Below are 17,362 nucleotides of genomic sequence, written 5' to 3' on the forward strand. Positions count from 1 at the left end.
CCCGTACGGGTCGGCTCGGGCAGCATTTTGCCGATGACGTTGCGGCTTTGAAAGATGTGGTAAGCCAGCAGCGCGGGCACCCCCATCATGGTGGCGTTCACTCCCAGGGTCGTCAGCCCACCGTGGCCAATCACTAGCGCCTGAAAAAACAGGCCGATCAAAATCGCCGGAAAGGCAAAATACCCCAGCACCACCCCCAGCAGCCCATTCAAAATCAGGTGAACGCTAGCGGGTGGTACTGGAATATAAATCGACGACGCCACAAAGAATGCCGCCGTCAGCAATGAGGCCTTAGGAACTTCAGCCGCCGGGTCGGGCCTGCGGTTGATCTGCCGCAGCGAGTACCAGGTGGCTACCCCGGTTATGGCATACCCCGCCGCGCAGACCTGGGCCGGTAAAATTCCATCGGGGATATGCACTAGCGCTTGCCTCGAGCAAAAAATAAAGCGGTGCCAATAAAGCCCCAGATTACAGAGCCAATAGTAATGCCCCGCTGCACTGGAGACAGGGTAGTACTAGGAGAGATTAAAGAATTGGACCCGGCCTCCGCCTCTGTCGCTGGGGTGGCGACAGGTGCCCCCCCAGAGGTAGAAGCCGCGATCGGAATGGTGGTCAGCACGCCGTGGCCCGCCTGGCGCACCATCACCTCCCAGCTGCCGGGCTGGGAGGTGTCGGGCGTAAAGCTAAAGTACCCCTGATCGTCGGTGGTGCCCTCCTGCCAGACATCGGTAGGGTTGCCAGGGGCGTAGACCAGTACCTGGGCGTTGGCCATCGGCTCGCCGGTCTCAAACTGGGCTTCTAGCTCAACGGCGTTGACCTGACGGTGCTCCACTGTCACCCCGTGGGCCAGTACAGGCGCGGCCCCGCCGACCAGTGCCAGCGCCAGTAACCAGGCAAACTTGAGTCTCAGTCTCATGAGGCTGTCAGCGTCACTTCTTCGCAGTGGCCTTCACCCACGTGGCCCAGGCTCGGCAAAATCGAGAGAAAAGTCTGGTAGTCTTCCTCAGACAGCCCGGCCTCTAGCGCCGCACTGTCGACATCGACTTCACCGTTTTCGGCCAGGGCGGCCAGCGGCTCAAAGCCCAGGGCACCGGTATTGATGCTGTCGTCGGCGGGGGCCTCGCCGTCGCCAAACAGGTGGTCGAAGTGGAAGGTAGCCTCCACGTCGGCCTCTTCGCCAGCGGTCAAAATGCCTTTGCGCTCGTCGCCGACAAAATCGCCACAGGTAAAGGCCAGCTCTTCATTCACCTTGACGGTAAACGGCACGGTTTCGCCCTCTTTAGTGGCGGTGCCCTGCATCCAAATCGAGTAGCCTTCGGACGGCCCTGATGGGGCGGGCACCATGCGCCAGGCCAGCGCATTGAAGCGCCCGGCTGGGGCCTCAACCTCGCTCACCATGATCGGCTCTGCCGAATCATCGCCCTCGGCTAGGTCAACCACTTGGGCTTCTTCGACCTTAACCTCGGCCGTGGATTGGAGTTCGGTACCGGCTTCGGGGTCAAAGGGAGGGTCGGTTTGAGCAGCGGTAATGTCGGCTAGCGACACGTAGAGGTTATCGAAGGTAACCTCCCAGCCGTCTTTGGTGGTAAACCCCTGGCGCACAAAATCTTCGCCATTAGCCCGAACTAGCAGGGTGCCGGTTTCGCCGTCAGCACTGGCGGTTTCGGTAGTTTCGGGGGCTATTTCGGGAGTGGTGGCGGTGGGGCTTTCGCTACCGCAGCCGGTCAGCACGCCGAGGGCTATGGCCCCTAGCACACCCATTGCTACGTTTGAAGTGTTGCGTTGCATAGTACCTGAGCAGATGTAAAGTGTCTTGGAGTAGAGCTGAGTTATCTATTTCTCGGCCTTGATGGGCTTTCAAAGGCCGTAACCCAGTGTATTTACTTAACCCCGAGTGCCCCTAAACTTCAATGCCCAGGGGGGGCACTAAACCTCATTCAAGGCCAGAAGTAGAGTTCTGCCTGCGGGAAAACGACAGATCCTGATCCGGACTTGGTTAGCGATAGATTCTGCTGTTTGCTAATCATTGAAGCGATACGATAAAGGCACCAAAATGCTGTGATCAACCATGTACGACGTCATTGTGGTGGGGGCTGGCCCTGCCGGAGCATCTACCGCCTATCACCTGGCCAAGCAGGGGCACTCGGTGCTGATTTTAGAGAAAGAAGCGTTGCCCCGCTACAAGCCTTGCAGCGGGGCGGTTTCGCCCAGTGTGGCGGAATACTTTGATTTTGACTTTGCCCCGGCGATTGATCGCACCATGCGCCGCGTGCGCTACACCTACAAGCTGGGCGACCCGATCGAGGCCGAACTCACTACCGCCGACCCAATCTGGATGGTGCGGCGTGAGGTGTTTGACCAGTTTTTGGTGCAGCAGGCGCAAAAGCAGGGAGCACAGCTGAAGGATGGTACGGCGGTTAGTGCGATCGCCAACCAGGGCGACTACTGGCAGGTCTCTACCCCCGATGACACTCTAGATGCGGCTTACCTAGTGGCCGCAGACGGTGCGACAGGGCCAATGGCAAAGTGGCTAGGTTTCCCCGATTTGACGCTGCGCACCGCCAGCATTTTAGAAGTGAATGCCCCAGTGGGGGATGATTGCGCGATTAACTTTGAGTTTGGGTTGGTGAAGCAGGGTTGCGCCTGGAACTTCCCAAAAGCCGAGGGCTACTCGATCGGAGTGGCGACATTTTTGGGTCAGGCTCCGGCTGATTACAAAAAGCCGTTGGAAAAATACAGCCAGTCCTTTGGGGTCAGCCCCGATGCAGGCACAGTCTACAGCCACCCGCTGAAACTGTGGGACGGCAACCACCCCCTGCACACCCACCGGGCCGTGCTGGTGGGGGAAGCCGCCGCCATTGTCGATCCGCTCAGCGCGGAGGGTGTACGCCCCGGCATGATTAGCGGGGTGCGGGCTGCCGAGGCGATTCATGCGGCACTGGCCGGGAATCCAGACGCGCTGGCCAATTACACCGCTACCATGCACAGCACCTGGGGCGAAGACATGCCCTGGGCCAAGCGCATTGCTGGGCTGTTCTTTCGGGTGCCGGGGATCGGCTACCGGGTGGGCATTAAGCGACCTACCGCGACCCAGCGGCTGGGGCAAATTTTAGCAGGCGAGGTAAGCTACGCCGATATTGCTGGCCGGGTAATGAAGCGCATGAGCGGAGGGCTACTGTCGGGCTAGCGAGGTTTCCCCAGGTTCTGATACCATCGTGCCAGCCTGTGGGGATCGATGCCGAGCAGATAACCCATGATCATGACCTGGTTGGCTAGGGTGGTGCGCAGAATGCCGAGGCTGCGCCAGCGGCGATCGCTCGTCACCACCGCCCTAGGCGCGATCGCAACTTTCCCCAGCTTTCTTAGCCGCCGCACCAGCTCAAAGTCTTCCATCATCGGCAGGTCGGGAAAGCCGCCGAGTTGGTGAAAGACCTCGGCCTTTAGAAAAATGGCCTGGTCGCCGTAGGGCATGTGCAGGTAGCGCGATCGCAAATTTACCCCCCATTCCACCCAGCGCAGCCCTTGCCTGGGGCTATCGATCGCCAGCGTAAAGGCCCCGGCGACAACGCCAGATTGCGATAGGGTCTGACGAATCGCCTGGTCAAACCCCTGGGGCAAGCAAGTGTCGGCGTGGAGAAAGAGCAAAATTGAGCCTTTGGCAACCCTGGCCCCCTGGTTTTGCTGGCGCGATCGCCCCCGCGTCGATTCCACAACCCTGGCCCCCATCGCCCTGGCCACCTCAGCCGTACCATCGGAGCTGCCTCCATCGACAACGATGACCTCTACGTTGGCGGCAGCCTGAATGGCCTCTAGCACCATGGGCAAGCTGCTCGCCTCGTTGAGCGCGGGAATCACGATGGAAATGGCTGGCTGCTGCAAGGTTGGGTCAGCCCTGGGGGTGACAGTAGCGCTGGTATTCGCCTCGGTCAGCGGCAAAGGTTTGGGTAAGGTACCAACAGCGTGGCTAGAACGGGGGGTTAACCATCGCGCCAGCTGTGCCTGCAATTTGGCCACAGCCCATAGACCTTCAACAGAGAGGGACATATCGCAACACCAGTAAGCGTTTCGATAATTTACCCAACCGGCCCCCAGGGCGAATGAGGATCGCCTGAATGTTTACTGAGAGCCCAACCCTGGATCGATGACAATCGGCAATATAGCTGTAGCCAGTCTAGTGAGGACTGTTTACCTGAGAACGTTCAAACGTTTGAACGTTCTCAGGCTTTATGGATGTCCTAACCCAGGTGACTCTGGCTATAACCTGTGAATTTGGCGTGTTCAGGAAGCAACCTCTGCCGCAGCCTGGCGAAACTCCGGGGTGGGCAGGGCCTCTAAGTGTTGCCAGCATACGGTGCAGGCGGGCTGGTCGTGCGCGATCGCATAGGGTTCGTGAACGGTGTCAATCCAGTCTAGGAACGTCTGAAAGTTGTCGGCCACCATCTCCGGCGCATCTTGAATGGTGCCCAGCTGAAAATGAGGAGCCGCGTTTTCTACCGCAAAGGGGCAGGCGTGGAAACTGCCGTCGGTTTTGAGTACCGGGTAGCAGTGGGGGCAGCGGTGGGCGCTTTTGGGGCGGTTTTCTTCGCCCGTAAAGGGGTCGATACCTCGGCCCGAGTCAACGATGTCGGCGTGGCCCATGGCGATCGCCCCCGGTTGCTCAGCCTCGTAAGCCTCCAGCTTGCGGAGAGAGGACAGGGGCATCTGCGGTGCGCCATCGCCCGTGGCAATGGAGTAGTTGAGCGAGGCAGTGGTTTTACCCAGCGGATCGGCGGCGAGAATGTCGGTCAAATGGTCGGCCTGGATGCCGTTGGAATAGATCACAATGCTGCCACCAAAGCCGCGATCGCGCAGGTAGGCGATCGCCCACAGCAGGTTGTCGGGGCTGAGGGTCGGCTCGCCCCCGTAGAACTTCACCACGCCCCGCTCGTCGAGCATAACGGTGCCCAGGGCGGCGTCTAAATGTTCGGGCGTGTAGTCGGCGTACCAGCCCTCAGCCGAGCCAAACACAGTGCAAAAGTCGCACTCGCGGTTGCAGCGGTTGCCGGGGTACAGGTGCAGCTCCAGCAGCCGCTGGTTTTCGATTACGCCTCGGGGGCTAGTCTGTCGGGGTTGAAATGTCATAGTAAATAGAGAGTGAGTGAGGGCAGAGGGTCAGATTCTCAGTTTAGGAAAGCAGGACTGGGGATGCAGGAATCCAAAATCAATACTCCTATCCGACCACCTCCTCTTCCCAGAGCTGTTCGAGCCGCAGGGTGTATTCGGCATTGACGATGGGCACGGTATTGGCGGTCAGTTCTTGCAGAGGTAGGCCATAGTTGGCTTCAACCTGATCGAACTGCTGCTGCATGTCGGCGGGCAACAGGCTGCGATCGATCAGCGGCGGCGATCCCCAAACCTCGGGCTTAAATTTTTCGAGCTGACCCTCAGGGCCAGCCAGCACGTCGGCCAGCACCATCGCTGCCGCCGGATTGCTGGCATTGACCGGAATGGCCGTAAACGACGAGTCGTTGAGCGAAGCCCCCGGTAGGGCAAAGGCTGCGGTATTGGCCGGAAAGCGCCCGGTAGCAATGCCCTCGGCAATGTTGGGGGTAAACGCAGGCATCATCCAAATTTCGCCGTTGCTAAACAGCTCCAGCAGGCGGGTCTGGGTGGGGGCGTAGGTTTCGCCGCCGCGCCACAGGTGGGGCTTGAGGGCGCGCAGGTACTCCGCCACCTGGGGCGAATTTTGCGCCCACAGAGCTTCGTCAAATTCGGCCCCGGCGTACTGGTCAAAGCCGCCGGTCACGCCGTAGAGCACCGTCAGCAAAAAGCGGCTGCCGTCGAACTCGGGCGGGGCAACATAGGTAAAGCGGCCAGGGTTGGCCTCGGCCCAGGTCAGCAGTTGGTCAAAGTCTTGGGGAGTGTCAGAGACGCGATCGCCATCTTTCGCCATCACGTACAGTGAGCCGGTGTAGGGGGCCGAGTAGCCTTCGATCGGCAGGCCAAAGTCAATGGCTACAGTAGGGTCATCGAGGTCGTAGAAAGCGGTAGAGGGCAGTGGTCCGGTAAAGGGGCCAAACAGCAGATCACCCTGCTTCATGGTGCGAAAGTTTTCGCCGTTGATCCAGATCAAGTCGATGCTGCCGCCTGTGGTCAGGCCCGCCTGCACTTCGCCCACCACTTTATTCACCGCTTCTACGGTGTCGTTGATGGGCACCCGGTTCAGGGTAATGCCGTAGTCGTTGCTGAGTTTGCTAGCCACCCAGCTGTCGGCATAGCTGTTGATCTGGTCGCTACCGCCCCACATGGCCCAGTTGACCGTGGTGCCCTGGGCGATCGCCAAAATGTCTAAATGTCTTCCCACGATGCGGTGGTGGGGTCAAAGGCGGTATCGGTGGTGCTGGATGTCTGGCAGCTGGCGGCTACGGCGGCTAGACCCGCGCCAGCGGTGAGGTAGAGAAAATGACGACGACGAATACGGGGCATAGGAGAGTCTGTCAAAAATACGAAACAACTGAGCAAAACAAACTTGGCGAGACCTTAGGAGATTTCCAGGAGAGAAAATACCAGCTTTAATCCAACAACTATGGCCACTGTAGGGTGGGCACTGACCACCATTGGGGAAACTATTTTCCAGAAGTCGCCCTAGTGCGACAGCAACTCCGGCTCAGGCACCGCTACAGAGGCATTTCCCGCAGCGGGCCAGCACCACAGCGCCTCCGGGGGCAGGTGCGCGTAAGCGGTTTGACCCACGGCGAAACTCTGGCCGGGCGGTACCCAAGCCTGCAGCTCTAGCCCAGCGGCGGTAGTAAGAACTAGCTGGCGCTGGGTGCCGGTAAAGCGGCTCTGGGCGACGGTGACGGGCAGCAGGTTAGTGCTGCACAGACGCTCTGCCAATACCTGCACTCGCTCCGGGCGAATGGTCACCTGCACTGGCCCCTGATGGGCAGAATCCAGCGTCAGGCTGTCCCCGTCGGTTAGCCGCAGTCGGTTCCCTGCGGCCACCGCGCCAAAGAAATTGACCCCGCCCAAAAAGCGGGCTACGGTGCCATCGCTGGGCCTTTGATAGAGCGCTTCGGGGGTATCGACCTGGCGTAGACAGCCGTCGAACATCAGCGCAATGCGATCGGCCATCACTACCGCCTCCTGCTGGTCGTGGGTGACGATCAGCAGGGTGACGCCCGTATCGGCCTGGAGTTGCAAGATCAGCTCCTGCATGTCGCCGCGCAGGTTGGCATCGAGCGCCGAGAGAGGTTCGTCGAGCAGCAGCAGTTTGGGGCGAATCACCAGCGATCGCGCCAGAGCCACCCGCTGAGCCTGCCCCCCCGACAGCTCCGCCGGACGCCGGTTTTCAAAACCCGTCAGCTGCACCTGAGCTAGCATGGCCAGCGCCTGGGCTTCGCGATCGGCCCGGTTTACCCCCCGCAGCTTGAGGCCAAAGGCGACATTCTCGCCCACGCTGAGGTGGGGAAACAGCAGCCCCTTTTGCAGCACCAGAGCCATATCGCGCCGCTCGGGGGGAATGCCCACCAGCGATCGCCCGTCGAGCACAATCTGCCCGCTGTCGGGGGGCAGCAGCCCCGCAATCAGCTGTAGCGTGGTCGATTTGCCACAGCCCGACGGCCCCAGCAGCGCCAGCCGTTCGCCCTGGTGCAGATCCAGCCACAGGTCGCGCACAGCGGGCACGCCGCGAAAGCGCTTGGTCAAATTCTGCATCGCGCAGTAGGCCGTCTCAGACATCCCCTAACCCCCCAATGGCTGCATCGTCTTGCAGTGCCCGGCTCGAAAACAGCAGAAAAATTAGCGCTGGAATGACGGAGGTGACCGCGATCGCAGCGGTCAACCCCTGGTTGCCCCCCTGGAGGGAGGTAAACAAAATCATCGGCAGGGTCAGCACTCGCCCCCCGCCAACAAAAAAGGTCAGCAAAAACTCGTTCCATGAAATCAAAAAGGCGAACAGCGCCCCGACGACGATCCCCGGTGCGATCAGCGGTAGGGTAACGCGCCACAGCACCTGAGCCGGAGACGCCCCCAGCGATCGCGCCTGGGTCTCGTACCCAGTATCAAAATTCGCAAACACGCTGCTCAGCACCAGGGTCATGTAGGGAATGGTGGGCAGCAGATGCACCAGCACCACCCCGGCCAGCGTGCCGCTTAGCCCCAGACGAATCAGCACAAACTGAATGCCCATCAGCGTGGCCAGGGGCGACACAATGATCGGCAGCAGCAGCGCCAGCTTGATCGCCCCCTTGCCCGGAAACTGCATCAGCCCCAGGGCACGCCCGGCGGGCAGGCCGACCACCAGCGCCAGCGCCGTTGAGAGGGCCGCGATCGCCAGGCTTTGCAAAAACCCCTGCAGCACCCGGCTGCCCGGCGACACTACCGCCGCCCAATTTGCCCCCGTCCACTGCTGGGGCACCAGCTGCGGAAAGTACCAGCCCTCCGCCACCGACCACACCAGCAGGGGCACAAAGGGTAAAAACAAGACCGCCACAATCAGCATCAAGACCAAATTTCGGCTCATGGCTGCCCCCCAAGGCGGCGACGAAAGGGCTGGCCCGACCCCAGCCACAGGTATAGGGCAATCAGCGCTATCGAAATCAGCGAGAGCAGCAGGCCAAGGGCGATCGCCACGGGCCGCTGGTTCAAATCCACATTGGTAAACGCCTGGTAGACCAAGATGGGCAGCGTTTTAGGGTAGGTTGAGCCCAGCAAAAACGGCACCTCAAAATTGCCAAACACAAAGCCAAACACAATCAAACTGGCCGAGACAATGCCCGGTCGCAGCAGCGGCAGCGTCACGTTCCAGAAGCACTGCCAGGGAGTGGCCCCTAGCGCCCGCGCCTGCATACCCAGCTCTGGGCGAATGCCCCGCAGCACCGCCAGCAAAATCAGCGTCATAAACGGAATTTCTTTCCACAAAAAGTGGGTCATCACGCCAATGTTGGCGCTGTCGTTGACCAGCAGCGGAAAGTCTTGATCAGAGCTAATCCAAATCCAACCCAGGGAGTAGAGCAGGCGCGAGATCAGGCCGCTGGGCGACAGCAGCAGCAAAATGCCCGCAATGCCCACCAGGTGGGGAATCGGCAGCGTCAGCTGACAGGCGAAGCTAGCCCATCGCCCTGCCTCGCGCAGCAGCATGGCCAGGCCAATGCTCAACACCGTCGAGAGGGCAGTGGCGGTAAAGGCAATGTAGAGGCTGAGGCCGAGCGATCGCCAAAACTGCTCATCCCCTAGTGCCGCCCCATAGGCCGCCAGCGAAAAACCGCCGTCGCCCGTCAGCCCCAGCAGGCCCACGCTCTGCAAAAAGGCCAGCACCAGCCCACCGCCAAACAGTACGGCGACCAGGCTGAGGGCGGGCAGCACCAGCAGGTAAGCCCGCCAGGGCACATCCCTTAGCGCCATCCACGCAGTTGTTTTCAAGGGTTGAACAGCGGTCATGGCAGGGGTTCCTCCAGCAGCGCCATCACCTCGGCCCACAGGGAGGGAAACCGCCGCCGACTGTCCTCAAAGCGGCGCTGCCGTTCGGTGGCGCTGGGGCCGTCGTGGTCGGCGTACCAGAGGCGAGCGGTGATCCAGTAACCGGCTGTCCAGCAGAGCGATCGCAGCGCCGGGAAGGCTCCAAAGGCCGCAAAGTGCACCCATATTTTCTCCGCCAGCGCGGCATCCCCCAGCGCCCCGTAGTAGGCATCGAGAAAGAACTGTCGGTCTGCGGCTGGCATCTGGTAGCCCTGGCGGCGGCAGATCGTGACCGGCGACAAAAAGTGCCCCAGATCCCCAGCCGGAGAGCCAATTTCCGCCCATTCCCAATCGATTAGGTAGGCGTGATCACAGCCCACTACCCAGTTTTCGTAGGTGTGGTCGCTGTGCACCAGGCACTCGTGAGGATAGTGCGCCAACAGCGATTCTGCCGGGAGTCGCGCCTCCGCCTTCGCCAGTACCGCCCGCAGCATCTCGACGATCTCCGGCTCCGCCTGCTCCGAGTCTAGGTAGGGTTGGGCGTAGTCCTGGGCCTCGTGAAAGAACAGCGTCAGGGGCTGGCTCACCCGCTGCACCGGAGGCATCAGCGAGTCTAAGTCGCCATAGCCAGCCTCCAGGGGCAGTCGATGCAGCCGGGCCAGGGTAGCCGCACAGCACTGGAGGTGGGCACGGCTGTAGTCCAGCGGTTCACCATCTAAATAGTTAGTCACCAGATAGGTGTAGGGAAAATCTGCGGTAGGCCCTAGCTGTGCCCCCAGCAGTTCGTGGCCTAGCCCGGTTCCCTTGAGGTAGCGCAAGATGGTGCCTTCAAAGGCGGTGAGCTGGCTAAAGTCGCCCCCAAAGCGCTGATTGGGCGTATTCACCGCTACTCGAATCAGGCGATCGCCCAGCGGCTCAGGTTCAGCATCGCGCCGGGGTTCAGCAGAAGCATCGCTGTGCAGCCGAAAAATCAGGTTGGCTTCACCATGGGCCAGCAAGTCTAGCGGCCCGGACATAGGCCCCAACTCGCTACCGCCAGCCTGGGACGTCTGCGCCAGCGCCTTTTGCAGCTGGGTTTGAATCTGTTCAACATCGAGTGAACCGGCAGTTAACAAAGGCATCTTTCAACGGCATGGTCACAGGGCAACAAAATTACAAATACTCTATAAGACATGAATAACGATTCATATTAGCCTTAGATTAAATCTTTCTGAGAGTGATAGGGTTGGCAGTAGCAATTCTGCTGTGCAATACGTCTGCCTCTGAGGATTGGATGGCCTATGGCTACAAGGTCTCAGGATGGAACCTACTGTGCCCAGCGGCTGAAGGTTTTGGCCGAACCCCATCGTTTGGCTATTCTCCGCCTGCTGTTTGCCGGGCCAAAACACGTTTGGGAGCTAAACGATAGTCTTTCTATAGAGCAAAGTCTGCTGTCTCACCACCTCAGCGTTTTGCGGCAGCAGGGGTTTGTCACCTCGCGGCGCGATAGCCGAACCGTACTCTACGAACTAGCTCCCGAGGCGCGGCCTAAATCGGGTTATGGGGTTGAGCTGGGCTGCTGTACCCTCGTCTTTGACCCGAAACAGATCTAAAACGGATCAAAAATGTAGTTGTCGGCGTGCTGGGTAGCCCGATCGCGGTCGGCCTGGCTGCGCACTGTCCAGGCCAAAAGAGGCAAATTGAAGTAGTGGCGGGCCAGGGTCGTCGGCAGCGTCGGTAGCGCTTTAACGTTGTAGGCAATAAAGTGCGGCGCACTGGCCCAGGCCAGCAGCAGGTTGCTGCGCAAAAATTGTTGCGGCTTGCTGGCCAGCTGACCGCGTACAACGGCGGGAGCGTAGCGCCTAAACCACTGAAGCGATCGCGGGTTGAACGACTGCACTGCAAACTCGCCCTGATAGCCCGCCAGGGTTTTCACCAGCGCCTGCTCCGGGGGGCCGACTTTCTTCTCGTTTTTAATTTCAATCAGCAGCGGCACCCGACCATCGATGCAGGCCAGGGTTTCGGCCAGTGAGGGAATCGTCTGGTCGGTGCCAAACAGGTGAAACTGCCCCAGGCTGCCGAGGGTTTGGTCGGCAATGCGGCCCTTATGGCCCGTCAGCCGCTTCAGGTCGCGATCGTGGAACACCGCCAGGTGGCCATCGGCCAGCAGCTGCACGTCTAGCTCAATGGGGTGCTGGGCTGCGATCGCCGCTTCAAAGGCCGCCAGCGAATTTTCGGGCACCGCCGTCCCCTGGTGCAGGCCCCGGTGGGCAATGGGTTGAGTCGTAATCCACTCCATCACTGGCCTCATCTACCCTGCTAAGCTGAGTTTAGTCCTGGGCCGATCGTCAAGTCATACCAGTACTTCACAGTACGGCCTAGCACCTCCTCTCGCCAACCCCTTTGGTTTAACCCCGGTCGACGTTCCATTTATGCCTCTCGACACCTGGTTTCCCCTCGCCATTTACTACGACGACCTACCCGCAGCGGCCCAGTACAAAGCCGCCCTCACCGAGGCCATTCTCGATTTAGAGGCCAGCGGCAGCGAACCCCGCAACTTCCCTGAGATGGCCTGGACAGGCGACCTGCACGGCGTTGAAAAAGTCCATACCGACCCTCGCTTTAGCTGGGTGGTGGCCCAGGTCGAAACCCACGTGGTGACCTATCTCAAGGAACTGGGGCTAGATCTCAGCCAGGTCGAACTCTACATTCAGCGGGCCTGGCCGGTGGTGTCGCGCCCCCAGCAGGAAGTCGGTGCCCACTGCCACAACACCGCCCATGTCAGCGCCGTGTACTACGTCGCCGTGCCCGAGTCGGGCACCGATGCGGCAGGCTGCCTCACCTTTTTCGACGACGCCCGCCCCAACGAAGTCAGCCCCGGCCTAGGCAGCGAAAACACTGACATCATCGCCGACTGGAACTACCTGAATCAGGATCAGGCCCTGTATTTGCCCACCGAGGGCCGACTGATTATTTTCCCGGCCAAGCAGCGCCACGGCGTCACGCCCAACCACACCGACGCCCTGCGCCTGTCGCTCTCGTTTGATATTGTGCTCACCGCAGCCCCAGGGCAGGCCGCTGGGGCCTACGAATTTTTGATGCCGCCCCCCACCCAGTGGCAGCGGTTTGGATCAACGCCCTAGCCGCAGGTCACAATTGATTTGCAGTCGCCACGGAGAACTGGAACTGCTATGGCTTCGCTCACCCATCACCTGTTGACCATGGCCTACAACAACGCCTGGGCCAACCACCGTCTGCTGAAAGCCTGCAGCCAACTGAGCCAGGCCGAGTTTGTCGCCACTAGAACGGGCTTTTTTCCCTCAATTAAAGCGACCCTAAACCATCTGTTAACCGTCGACTGGTTTTATATTGACGCGCTGGAGCGGAGCATCAACCATCAGTCCCCCAATACCCAGGTCGACGCATTTTTTGAGCCTGAGGAGCCCTTCGATACCTGCACAGACCTACAGCGGGAGCAGCACCAGAGCGATCGCCGATTAATTGCCCTTTGCCGATCCCTCACAGACGAACTCGTTGAGCAGCCTGTCCAGGTGCAGCGGCCGCTTGGCCTACATGCTGAGCAGATGTCGCGGCTGCTGGCTCACCTGTTTCAGCATCAAATTCACCATCGCGGTCAGGTTCACGCCATGCTGGCAGGCACATCGGTTGAACCGCCTCAGCTGGATGAGTTTTTTTGTGCCGACGAGGCAAAATTGAGAGAACGCGATTTTCAAGAACTGGGTTTTTCGGAGCCAGAGATATGGGGCAGTTAACCAGAGGCGATCGCTATGGAAATCCGTGAAGACGACCTGACGGGCCAGCAGATCATTGCTCTGCTGCGCGAGCACCTGGAGAATATGCACGAGATTACGCCCCCCGGCAGCGTTCACGCGCTGGATTTGGAGCGGCTGCGATCGCGCGAAATCACCTTCTGGACGGCTTGGGAGGGTGACGATCTGCTGGGCTGCGGTGCCCTGAAGGAACTCGACCCCACCAGCGGCGAAATTAAGTCAATGCGTACCCCCGCCGCCCACCGCCGCCGGGGTATTGCCTCCAAACTTTTGGAGCACATTATTGAAGTCGCTCGACAGCGGGGCTATACCCACCTGTATTTAGAAACGGGCGCTTTCCCTGCCTTTGCCCCAGCCCGTGCCCTATACCAGCGCTACGGATTCGAGTACCGCGGCCCCTTTGGCGACTACGCCGACGACCCCAACAGCACATTTATGGTGAAAACACTGGTGGGTTAGTGTAGTGAGTTCTCAATGCGTCTAGCCTTTGTTGCATACCCCAAATCAGCAGTGCCACGATCATGGGATTTTCGCAGACTTAAACCTCTTCCGCCAGGTTGAACCCAGCAGGAATTTTCTCAATTTTGAAATTGGTGATGCCGTAGAGCAGGGACAGAATAGGACTGGCGATATTGAAAATGGCGAAGGGAAAGTACAGAAATGTAGACACCCCCAATGTCACCGCCATGAAGGCACCGCAGGAGTTCCATGGAATCAGGGCCGAGGTGACGGTGCCCGCATCGGCGGCCAGGCGCGACAGGTTTTGGGGCTGCAAGCCGCGCTTTTGAAACTCGATGCGAAACATGCGGGCGGGCAGCACCAGGGCGATATATTGATCGCCGGCAAAGATATTCAGACCGATCGCCGTGGCCACCGCCGTGGCAAACAGCTTGCCCTGGGTGCGCGCCCGCAGCAGCACCGGGTTGATCAGCTTGGTCAACATGCCAAACTCTTCCATGATGGTGCCAAAGGTGACCGCCCCAATGATGATCCACAGGGTGTAGAGCATGCTGTCCATACCGCCACGCGAGAGCAGCTGATCGACATCAGCGACGCCAGAATTTTCGCTAAAGCCGTTGGCCATGGCCAGCCAGATGCCCTTGAGGAAGACGATGGGTGTGGCGGTGCCCGGTTCATTCACAAACCGCAGCACCGCCTCGGGTTGCAGCACCACCGCCGTCAGCCCCCCCACCAGCGCCGCCGTCATGATCGCCAAAGAGGGCGGCACCTTGCGGTAGGACATAAATCCCAAGAGGAACATCGGAATTAGGGTCAGGGGGGTGATCCAGAACAGCTGGTTGAGCTGGGTCAGATCGGTGGCCGTTTCGACCCCAGCGGTGACTTCGGTCTGGCTGCCGATGATGGTGAACACAATCAGCGCAATGATGAAGGCTGGCCCCGAGGTCCAGAGCTGGGCCTTGATGTGGGTGTATAGGTCGGTGCCGACCATTTGGGCGCTGAGCACCGTGGTCTCTGAGAGGGGAGAGGTCTTGTCGCCAAAGTAGGCCCCGGAGATTACGGCTCCGGCGGTGACGGCGGGGGAGACTCCCAGGGCGATCGCAATCCCCACCAGCCCCACGCCAATGGTGCCAGCCGTCGTCCAGGAGCTGCCGATCGCCATCGACACCAGCCCGCAGATCAGCGCCGAGGCCACGTAAAACCAGCCTGGCTGCAAAATCTGAATGCCGTAGTACACCAGGGTGGGAATGGTGCCCGCCATATTCCAGGTGCCGATCAGGGCCCCCACTGCCAGCAAAATAAAAATGGCGCTGGTCACCGAGGCCACCGCCTGCCCCCCGGCAGTGCTGATCGCCGACCAGGGATGACCGTTTTTGAGGGCGACAATAGCGGCCACCATGGCGCTGAGAATCAGCGCCACCTGCACGGGGCCACTGACCGCATCCAGCCCAAACAGCGTGACGGCACCGCCGATCAGCGCAATGAGCACAACCAAGGGAAAGATCGCATCGAAAAGTGAGGGCGGGCGCGGCGGGCGCGGCACTGAGTCAGGCTGAGTCATGGCAGTCTCCGATTGGTGAGGGGTCAATAGATATAAACCAAGCCCGCCCCGTCGATATTGAGGGAAATATCGCCAGGGGCAACGCTGGTGAGGGGCACAATGTCGGCGGTGATGGTGTTGCCCTCGATGTCAATCTGCGATCGCACGCTCGCCTCCTGTCCCAGCGGATAGACAAACAAGTTGACCGGCACCGTGGTAAATACCAGCTTGGCCGACTCGCTGGGAGCCACTTCCACATTGGCCCCGCCCGCAAAGCCAATGCCTAGAGGCCCTGTCAGCACGTTGTTGATCACGATCTCGATGGATTCTGTCGGGTCAACCTGGCCTACGGTGCGAACGGTGGAGGTGTCTGGCACCCTGGGGCGAAAGATAGATCGCACCTGGGCCGTGGCGCGATCCACTGGCCAGATCAAAGCTCCAAAGGCCAGCAGGCCAATCAGAATCAGGCGGCGTTTATGGTGCATCGTTGAACATCCTGTGTAATCGTTTTTGAGCAAGCCTTAGCGTTCGGGGGTGGGCACCTCTCCCGGCACGTAGCTGGGCAGCCGCCGCGACGGCACGATCACCAGCAGCGCCAGGGCTGCCAGGAACAGAAACGTCAGCTTCAGGGCGCGTAGGCGGGCGGCGGCGTTGATGGCGATCGCCTCGTCCATCTGATCGGTGGTAGCTGTGGTAGTTGTCAGGGTTGCTTGAAGGCGATCGTTGCTGACAAAGGTGACCTCATCCAGGTTCACCTGCTGGATCAGCTCTGGCGGAATTGAGGGATTATCCATCACGCCGCGCTGGATATTGAGGCTGAGGATGCCCACCACCAGCGCCCCGGCCAGGGCCGTACCCACCCCAGCGGCGAGGTTATTGATGGTGCCCCGCAGCGCTCCTACATCCGCCGCCAGCTCCTTGGGCGACGAGGTGACCAGCACGTTGAACAGCAGCGTCACCAGAGAGCCCTGGCCCAGGCCGACTAAAACTAGACCCATAATCACCGGCAGGGTGCCCCACTCGTTGTTCATCACAATGGCGAGCACTACCATGCCCACCGCCACCAAGATGAACGCCTTGCGGGCGATCTGGCGGGGGGTGAGGCGATCGAACACCCGCACAATGGAGATCGCCGCCGCAAACACCGCTAGCTGGTAGGGAATCATCGCCACCGAGGTGTTGAGGCTGGTGCGGCCCTGCACCATTTGAATGTAGAGCGGCACTAAAAAGGTCATCGCATTACCCAGGATGACGATGGACATCATGGAAATCGCCGCCGCCTGCTCCTGGCGCGAGTCGATCACCTCCAGTGCCAGCAGCGGCGTCTGCTGAGCCGCCACCCGCCGCTGCGCCCAGGCCACAAACAGCTGCACCCCGATCACCCCCGACACGATGAGAATCGGTGCGGGAGAAATGCCCAGCGGGGCCAGGGGAGCTGCGGCCCTGGCCAAAACTAAGCCCCAGCCATTTAAGTTGTTGAAGCCGACGCTAATAAAGATGATCGACAGAGCGGCCAGCACCACGCCCACCCAGTCAATCTTGACGCCAGGAATTTTGGGCACCCGCTTCAGTCGAAAGCTGAGCAGCAGCACCACCGCCGCAAAGGGAATGATGATGCCGAAGGCCCAGCGCCAGCCGATCCAGGTGCCGAGGGCCCCGGCCAAAAAGAAGGCGGTAACGGTGGTAATCGCCTGCACCGCCCCTAAAATGCCCAAGGCCTTAGACTGCTGCTTGCCCCGGTAGTTGTTAGCGATCAGCACCACCAGAGTGGGCACGATCGCCGCCGCCGCCAGCCCCGCAATCAGCTGGGCCACAATCATGATCTCGGCGCTGGTGCTAAAGGTCATCATCACCATGGCCAGCAGCAGCAGCACCGTGGCGATCTGGAAGATCAGCAGGGAGCCAAACTTTTGGCCCAGCTTGCCCCCCAGCATGACAAAGCCCGCCACTGAGAGGGAATAGGCGACGATCGCCGTACCGACCGTAGTGGGCGCGGTGTTGAATTCGTTGACAATGTTGCCGATGGAGACGGGCAGGGCGTTGATATTGAGCGACATCTGCACTTGGCCCATGCCGATCACGACCATGGGCAGCCAGGAGTCTTGGAGTTCGGCCTCAATGCCGGGGGCGGGGGGAGATTGGGCAGTCATAGGGG

At 60.3% G+C, this 17,362-nt stretch carries 20 protein-coding genes; 5 read left to right on the forward strand and 15 right to left on the reverse strand.

The features are described 5' to 3' along the window. The 3 genes from cbiM to IQ273_RS18340 form a co-directional block, all read right to left on the reverse strand. Window positions 1-419 (reverse strand): cobalt transporter CbiM (gene cbiM / locus IQ273_RS18330; protein ID WP_194024608.1); only part of this gene is annotated, 419 nt, incomplete at its 3' end. Then, window positions 419-916, reverse strand: coding sequence for a carboxypeptidase-like regulatory domain-containing protein (locus IQ273_RS18335; RefSeq protein ID WP_228053335.1), 498 nt, complete (start codon window positions 914-916; stop codon window positions 419-421). The genes IQ273_RS18335 and cbiM, both read right to left, overlap by 1 nt. Next, the gene (locus IQ273_RS18340) at window positions 913-1,788 is read right to left on the reverse strand and encodes a DUF4382 domain-containing protein (protein ID WP_228053337.1); all 876 of its coding nucleotides are present in this window, start codon (window positions 1,786-1,788) and stop codon (window positions 913-915) included. The genes IQ273_RS18335 and IQ273_RS18340 overlap by 4 nt, the downstream gene beginning before the upstream one ends. A 280-nt stretch (window positions 1,789-2,068) precedes the next feature. Here IQ273_RS18340 and IQ273_RS18345 point away from each other — a divergent pair, with 280 nt between their 5' ends. Beyond that, window positions 2,069-3,187, forward strand: a complete 1,119-nt coding sequence (locus IQ273_RS18345; RefSeq protein WP_194024609.1) for a geranylgeranyl reductase family protein — start codon at window positions 2,069-2,071, stop codon at window positions 3,185-3,187. Here the strand turns inward: IQ273_RS18345 and IQ273_RS18350 are convergent. The 8 genes from IQ273_RS18350 to IQ273_RS18385 form a co-directional block, all read right to left on the reverse strand. Further along, window positions 3,184-4,044, reverse strand: a complete 861-nt coding sequence (locus IQ273_RS18350) for a TIGR04283 family arsenosugar biosynthesis glycosyltransferase (RefSeq protein WP_194024610.1) — start codon at window positions 4,042-4,044, stop codon at window positions 3,184-3,186. The two genes, IQ273_RS18345 and IQ273_RS18350, sit on opposite strands and share 4 nt — an antisense overlap. A gap of 234 nt (window positions 4,045-4,278) precedes the next feature. Beyond that, a complete protein-coding gene (locus IQ273_RS18355) occupies window positions 4,279-5,121 on the reverse strand; it encodes a radical SAM protein (protein WP_194024611.1) in 843 nt (280 codons plus the stop codon). Between the two features lie 88 nt (window positions 5,122-5,209). Beyond that, the gene (locus tag IQ273_RS18360) at window positions 5,210-6,343 is read right to left on the reverse strand and encodes an ABC transporter substrate-binding protein (RefSeq protein ID WP_194024612.1); all 1,134 of its coding nucleotides are present in this window, start codon (window positions 6,341-6,343) and stop codon (window positions 5,210-5,212) included. Continuing rightward, window positions 6,328-6,465 carry a twin-arginine translocation signal domain-containing protein gene (locus tag IQ273_RS18365; protein WP_194024613.1) on the reverse strand — a complete coding sequence of 46 codons (138 nt, stop codon included), beginning with the start codon at window positions 6,463-6,465 and terminating at the stop codon, window positions 6,328-6,330. The genes IQ273_RS18360 and IQ273_RS18365 overlap by 16 nt, the downstream gene beginning before the upstream one ends. A gap of 159 nt (window positions 6,466-6,624) precedes the next feature. Then, on the reverse strand, window positions 6,625-7,719 hold the full coding sequence (locus IQ273_RS18370; protein ID WP_228053339.1) for an ABC transporter ATP-binding protein: 1,095 nt from the start codon (window positions 7,717-7,719) through the stop codon (window positions 6,625-6,627). Then, window positions 7,712-8,503 (reverse strand): ABC transporter permease, encoded by a 792-nt coding sequence (locus IQ273_RS18375; RefSeq protein WP_194024614.1) that lies wholly within the window; start codon window positions 8,501-8,503, stop codon window positions 7,712-7,714. The genes IQ273_RS18370 and IQ273_RS18375 overlap by 8 nt, the downstream gene beginning before the upstream one ends. Next, window positions 8,500-9,420 carry an ABC transporter permease gene (locus IQ273_RS18380; RefSeq protein ID WP_194024615.1) on the reverse strand — a complete coding sequence of 307 codons (921 nt, stop codon included), beginning with the start codon at window positions 9,418-9,420 and terminating at the stop codon, window positions 8,500-8,502. The genes IQ273_RS18375 and IQ273_RS18380 overlap by 4 nt, the downstream gene beginning before the upstream one ends. Continuing rightward, window positions 9,417-10,559: a phosphotransferase family protein gene (locus IQ273_RS18385; protein ID WP_194024616.1), complete on the reverse strand. Its 1,143-nt coding sequence runs from the start codon at window positions 10,557-10,559 to the stop codon at window positions 9,417-9,419. The genes IQ273_RS18380 and IQ273_RS18385 overlap by 4 nt, the downstream gene beginning before the upstream one ends. A 159-nt stretch (window positions 10,560-10,718) precedes the next feature. On the opposite strand from IQ273_RS18385, the gene IQ273_RS18390 reads away from it, so the two are divergent. Beyond that, complete coding sequence (locus tag IQ273_RS18390; RefSeq protein ID WP_194024617.1) at window positions 10,719-11,030, forward strand: metalloregulator ArsR/SmtB family transcription factor; 312 nt, start codon at window positions 10,719-10,721, stop codon at window positions 11,028-11,030. On the opposite strand, the gene IQ273_RS18395 is transcribed toward IQ273_RS18390, so the two are convergent. Then, the gene (locus IQ273_RS18395; RefSeq protein ID WP_194024618.1) at window positions 11,027-11,716 is read right to left on the reverse strand and encodes a glycerophosphodiester phosphodiesterase family protein; all 690 of its coding nucleotides are present in this window, start codon (window positions 11,714-11,716) and stop codon (window positions 11,027-11,029) included. The two genes, IQ273_RS18390 and IQ273_RS18395, sit on opposite strands and share 4 nt — an antisense overlap. Window positions 11,717-11,849: 133 nt before the next feature. Between IQ273_RS18395 and IQ273_RS18400 the strand changes: the two genes are divergently transcribed. From IQ273_RS18400 to IQ273_RS18410, 3 genes are read left to right on the forward strand one after another with little or no spacing between them, the layout of a single operon-like run. Next, window positions 11,850-12,560 carry a TIGR02466 family protein gene (locus tag IQ273_RS18400; RefSeq protein ID WP_194024619.1) on the forward strand — a complete coding sequence of 237 codons (711 nt, stop codon included), beginning with the start codon at window positions 11,850-11,852 and terminating at the stop codon, window positions 12,558-12,560. Window positions 12,561-12,608: 48 nt separating this feature from the next. Beyond that, a complete protein-coding gene (locus tag IQ273_RS18405; protein ID WP_194024620.1) occupies window positions 12,609-13,190 on the forward strand; it encodes a DinB family protein in 582 nt (193 codons plus the stop codon). Between the two features lie 15 nt (window positions 13,191-13,205). Next, window positions 13,206-13,667, forward strand: a complete 462-nt coding sequence (locus IQ273_RS18410) for a GNAT family N-acetyltransferase (protein WP_194024621.1) — start codon at window positions 13,206-13,208, stop codon at window positions 13,665-13,667. Between the two features lie 79 nt (window positions 13,668-13,746). On the opposite strand, the gene nhaC is transcribed toward IQ273_RS18410, so the two are convergent. Genes nhaC through IQ273_RS18425 form a run of 3 tightly spaced genes read right to left on the reverse strand, consistent with a single transcriptional unit; the run spans window position 13,747 to window position 17,357 of the window. After that, window positions 13,747-15,228, reverse strand: coding sequence for a Na+/H+ antiporter NhaC (gene nhaC, locus IQ273_RS18415; protein WP_194024622.1), 1,482 nt, complete (start codon window positions 15,226-15,228; stop codon window positions 13,747-13,749). A gap of 23 nt (window positions 15,229-15,251) precedes the next feature. Then, window positions 15,252-15,692, reverse strand: a complete 441-nt coding sequence (locus tag IQ273_RS18420) for a hypothetical protein (protein ID WP_194024623.1) — start codon at window positions 15,690-15,692, stop codon at window positions 15,252-15,254. Window positions 15,693-15,728: 36 nt separating this feature from the next. After that, window positions 15,729-17,357: an MFS transporter gene (locus tag IQ273_RS18425; protein WP_194024627.1), complete on the reverse strand. Its 1,629-nt coding sequence runs from the start codon at window positions 17,355-17,357 to the stop codon at window positions 15,729-15,731. Between the last annotated feature and the right edge of the window lie 5 nt (window positions 17,358-17,362).

The sequence above is a fragment of the Nodosilinea sp. LEGE 07298 genome, from assembly GCF_015207265.1.
Lineage (GTDB): Bacteria > Cyanobacteriota > Cyanobacteriia > Phormidesmidales > Phormidesmidaceae > Nodosilinea.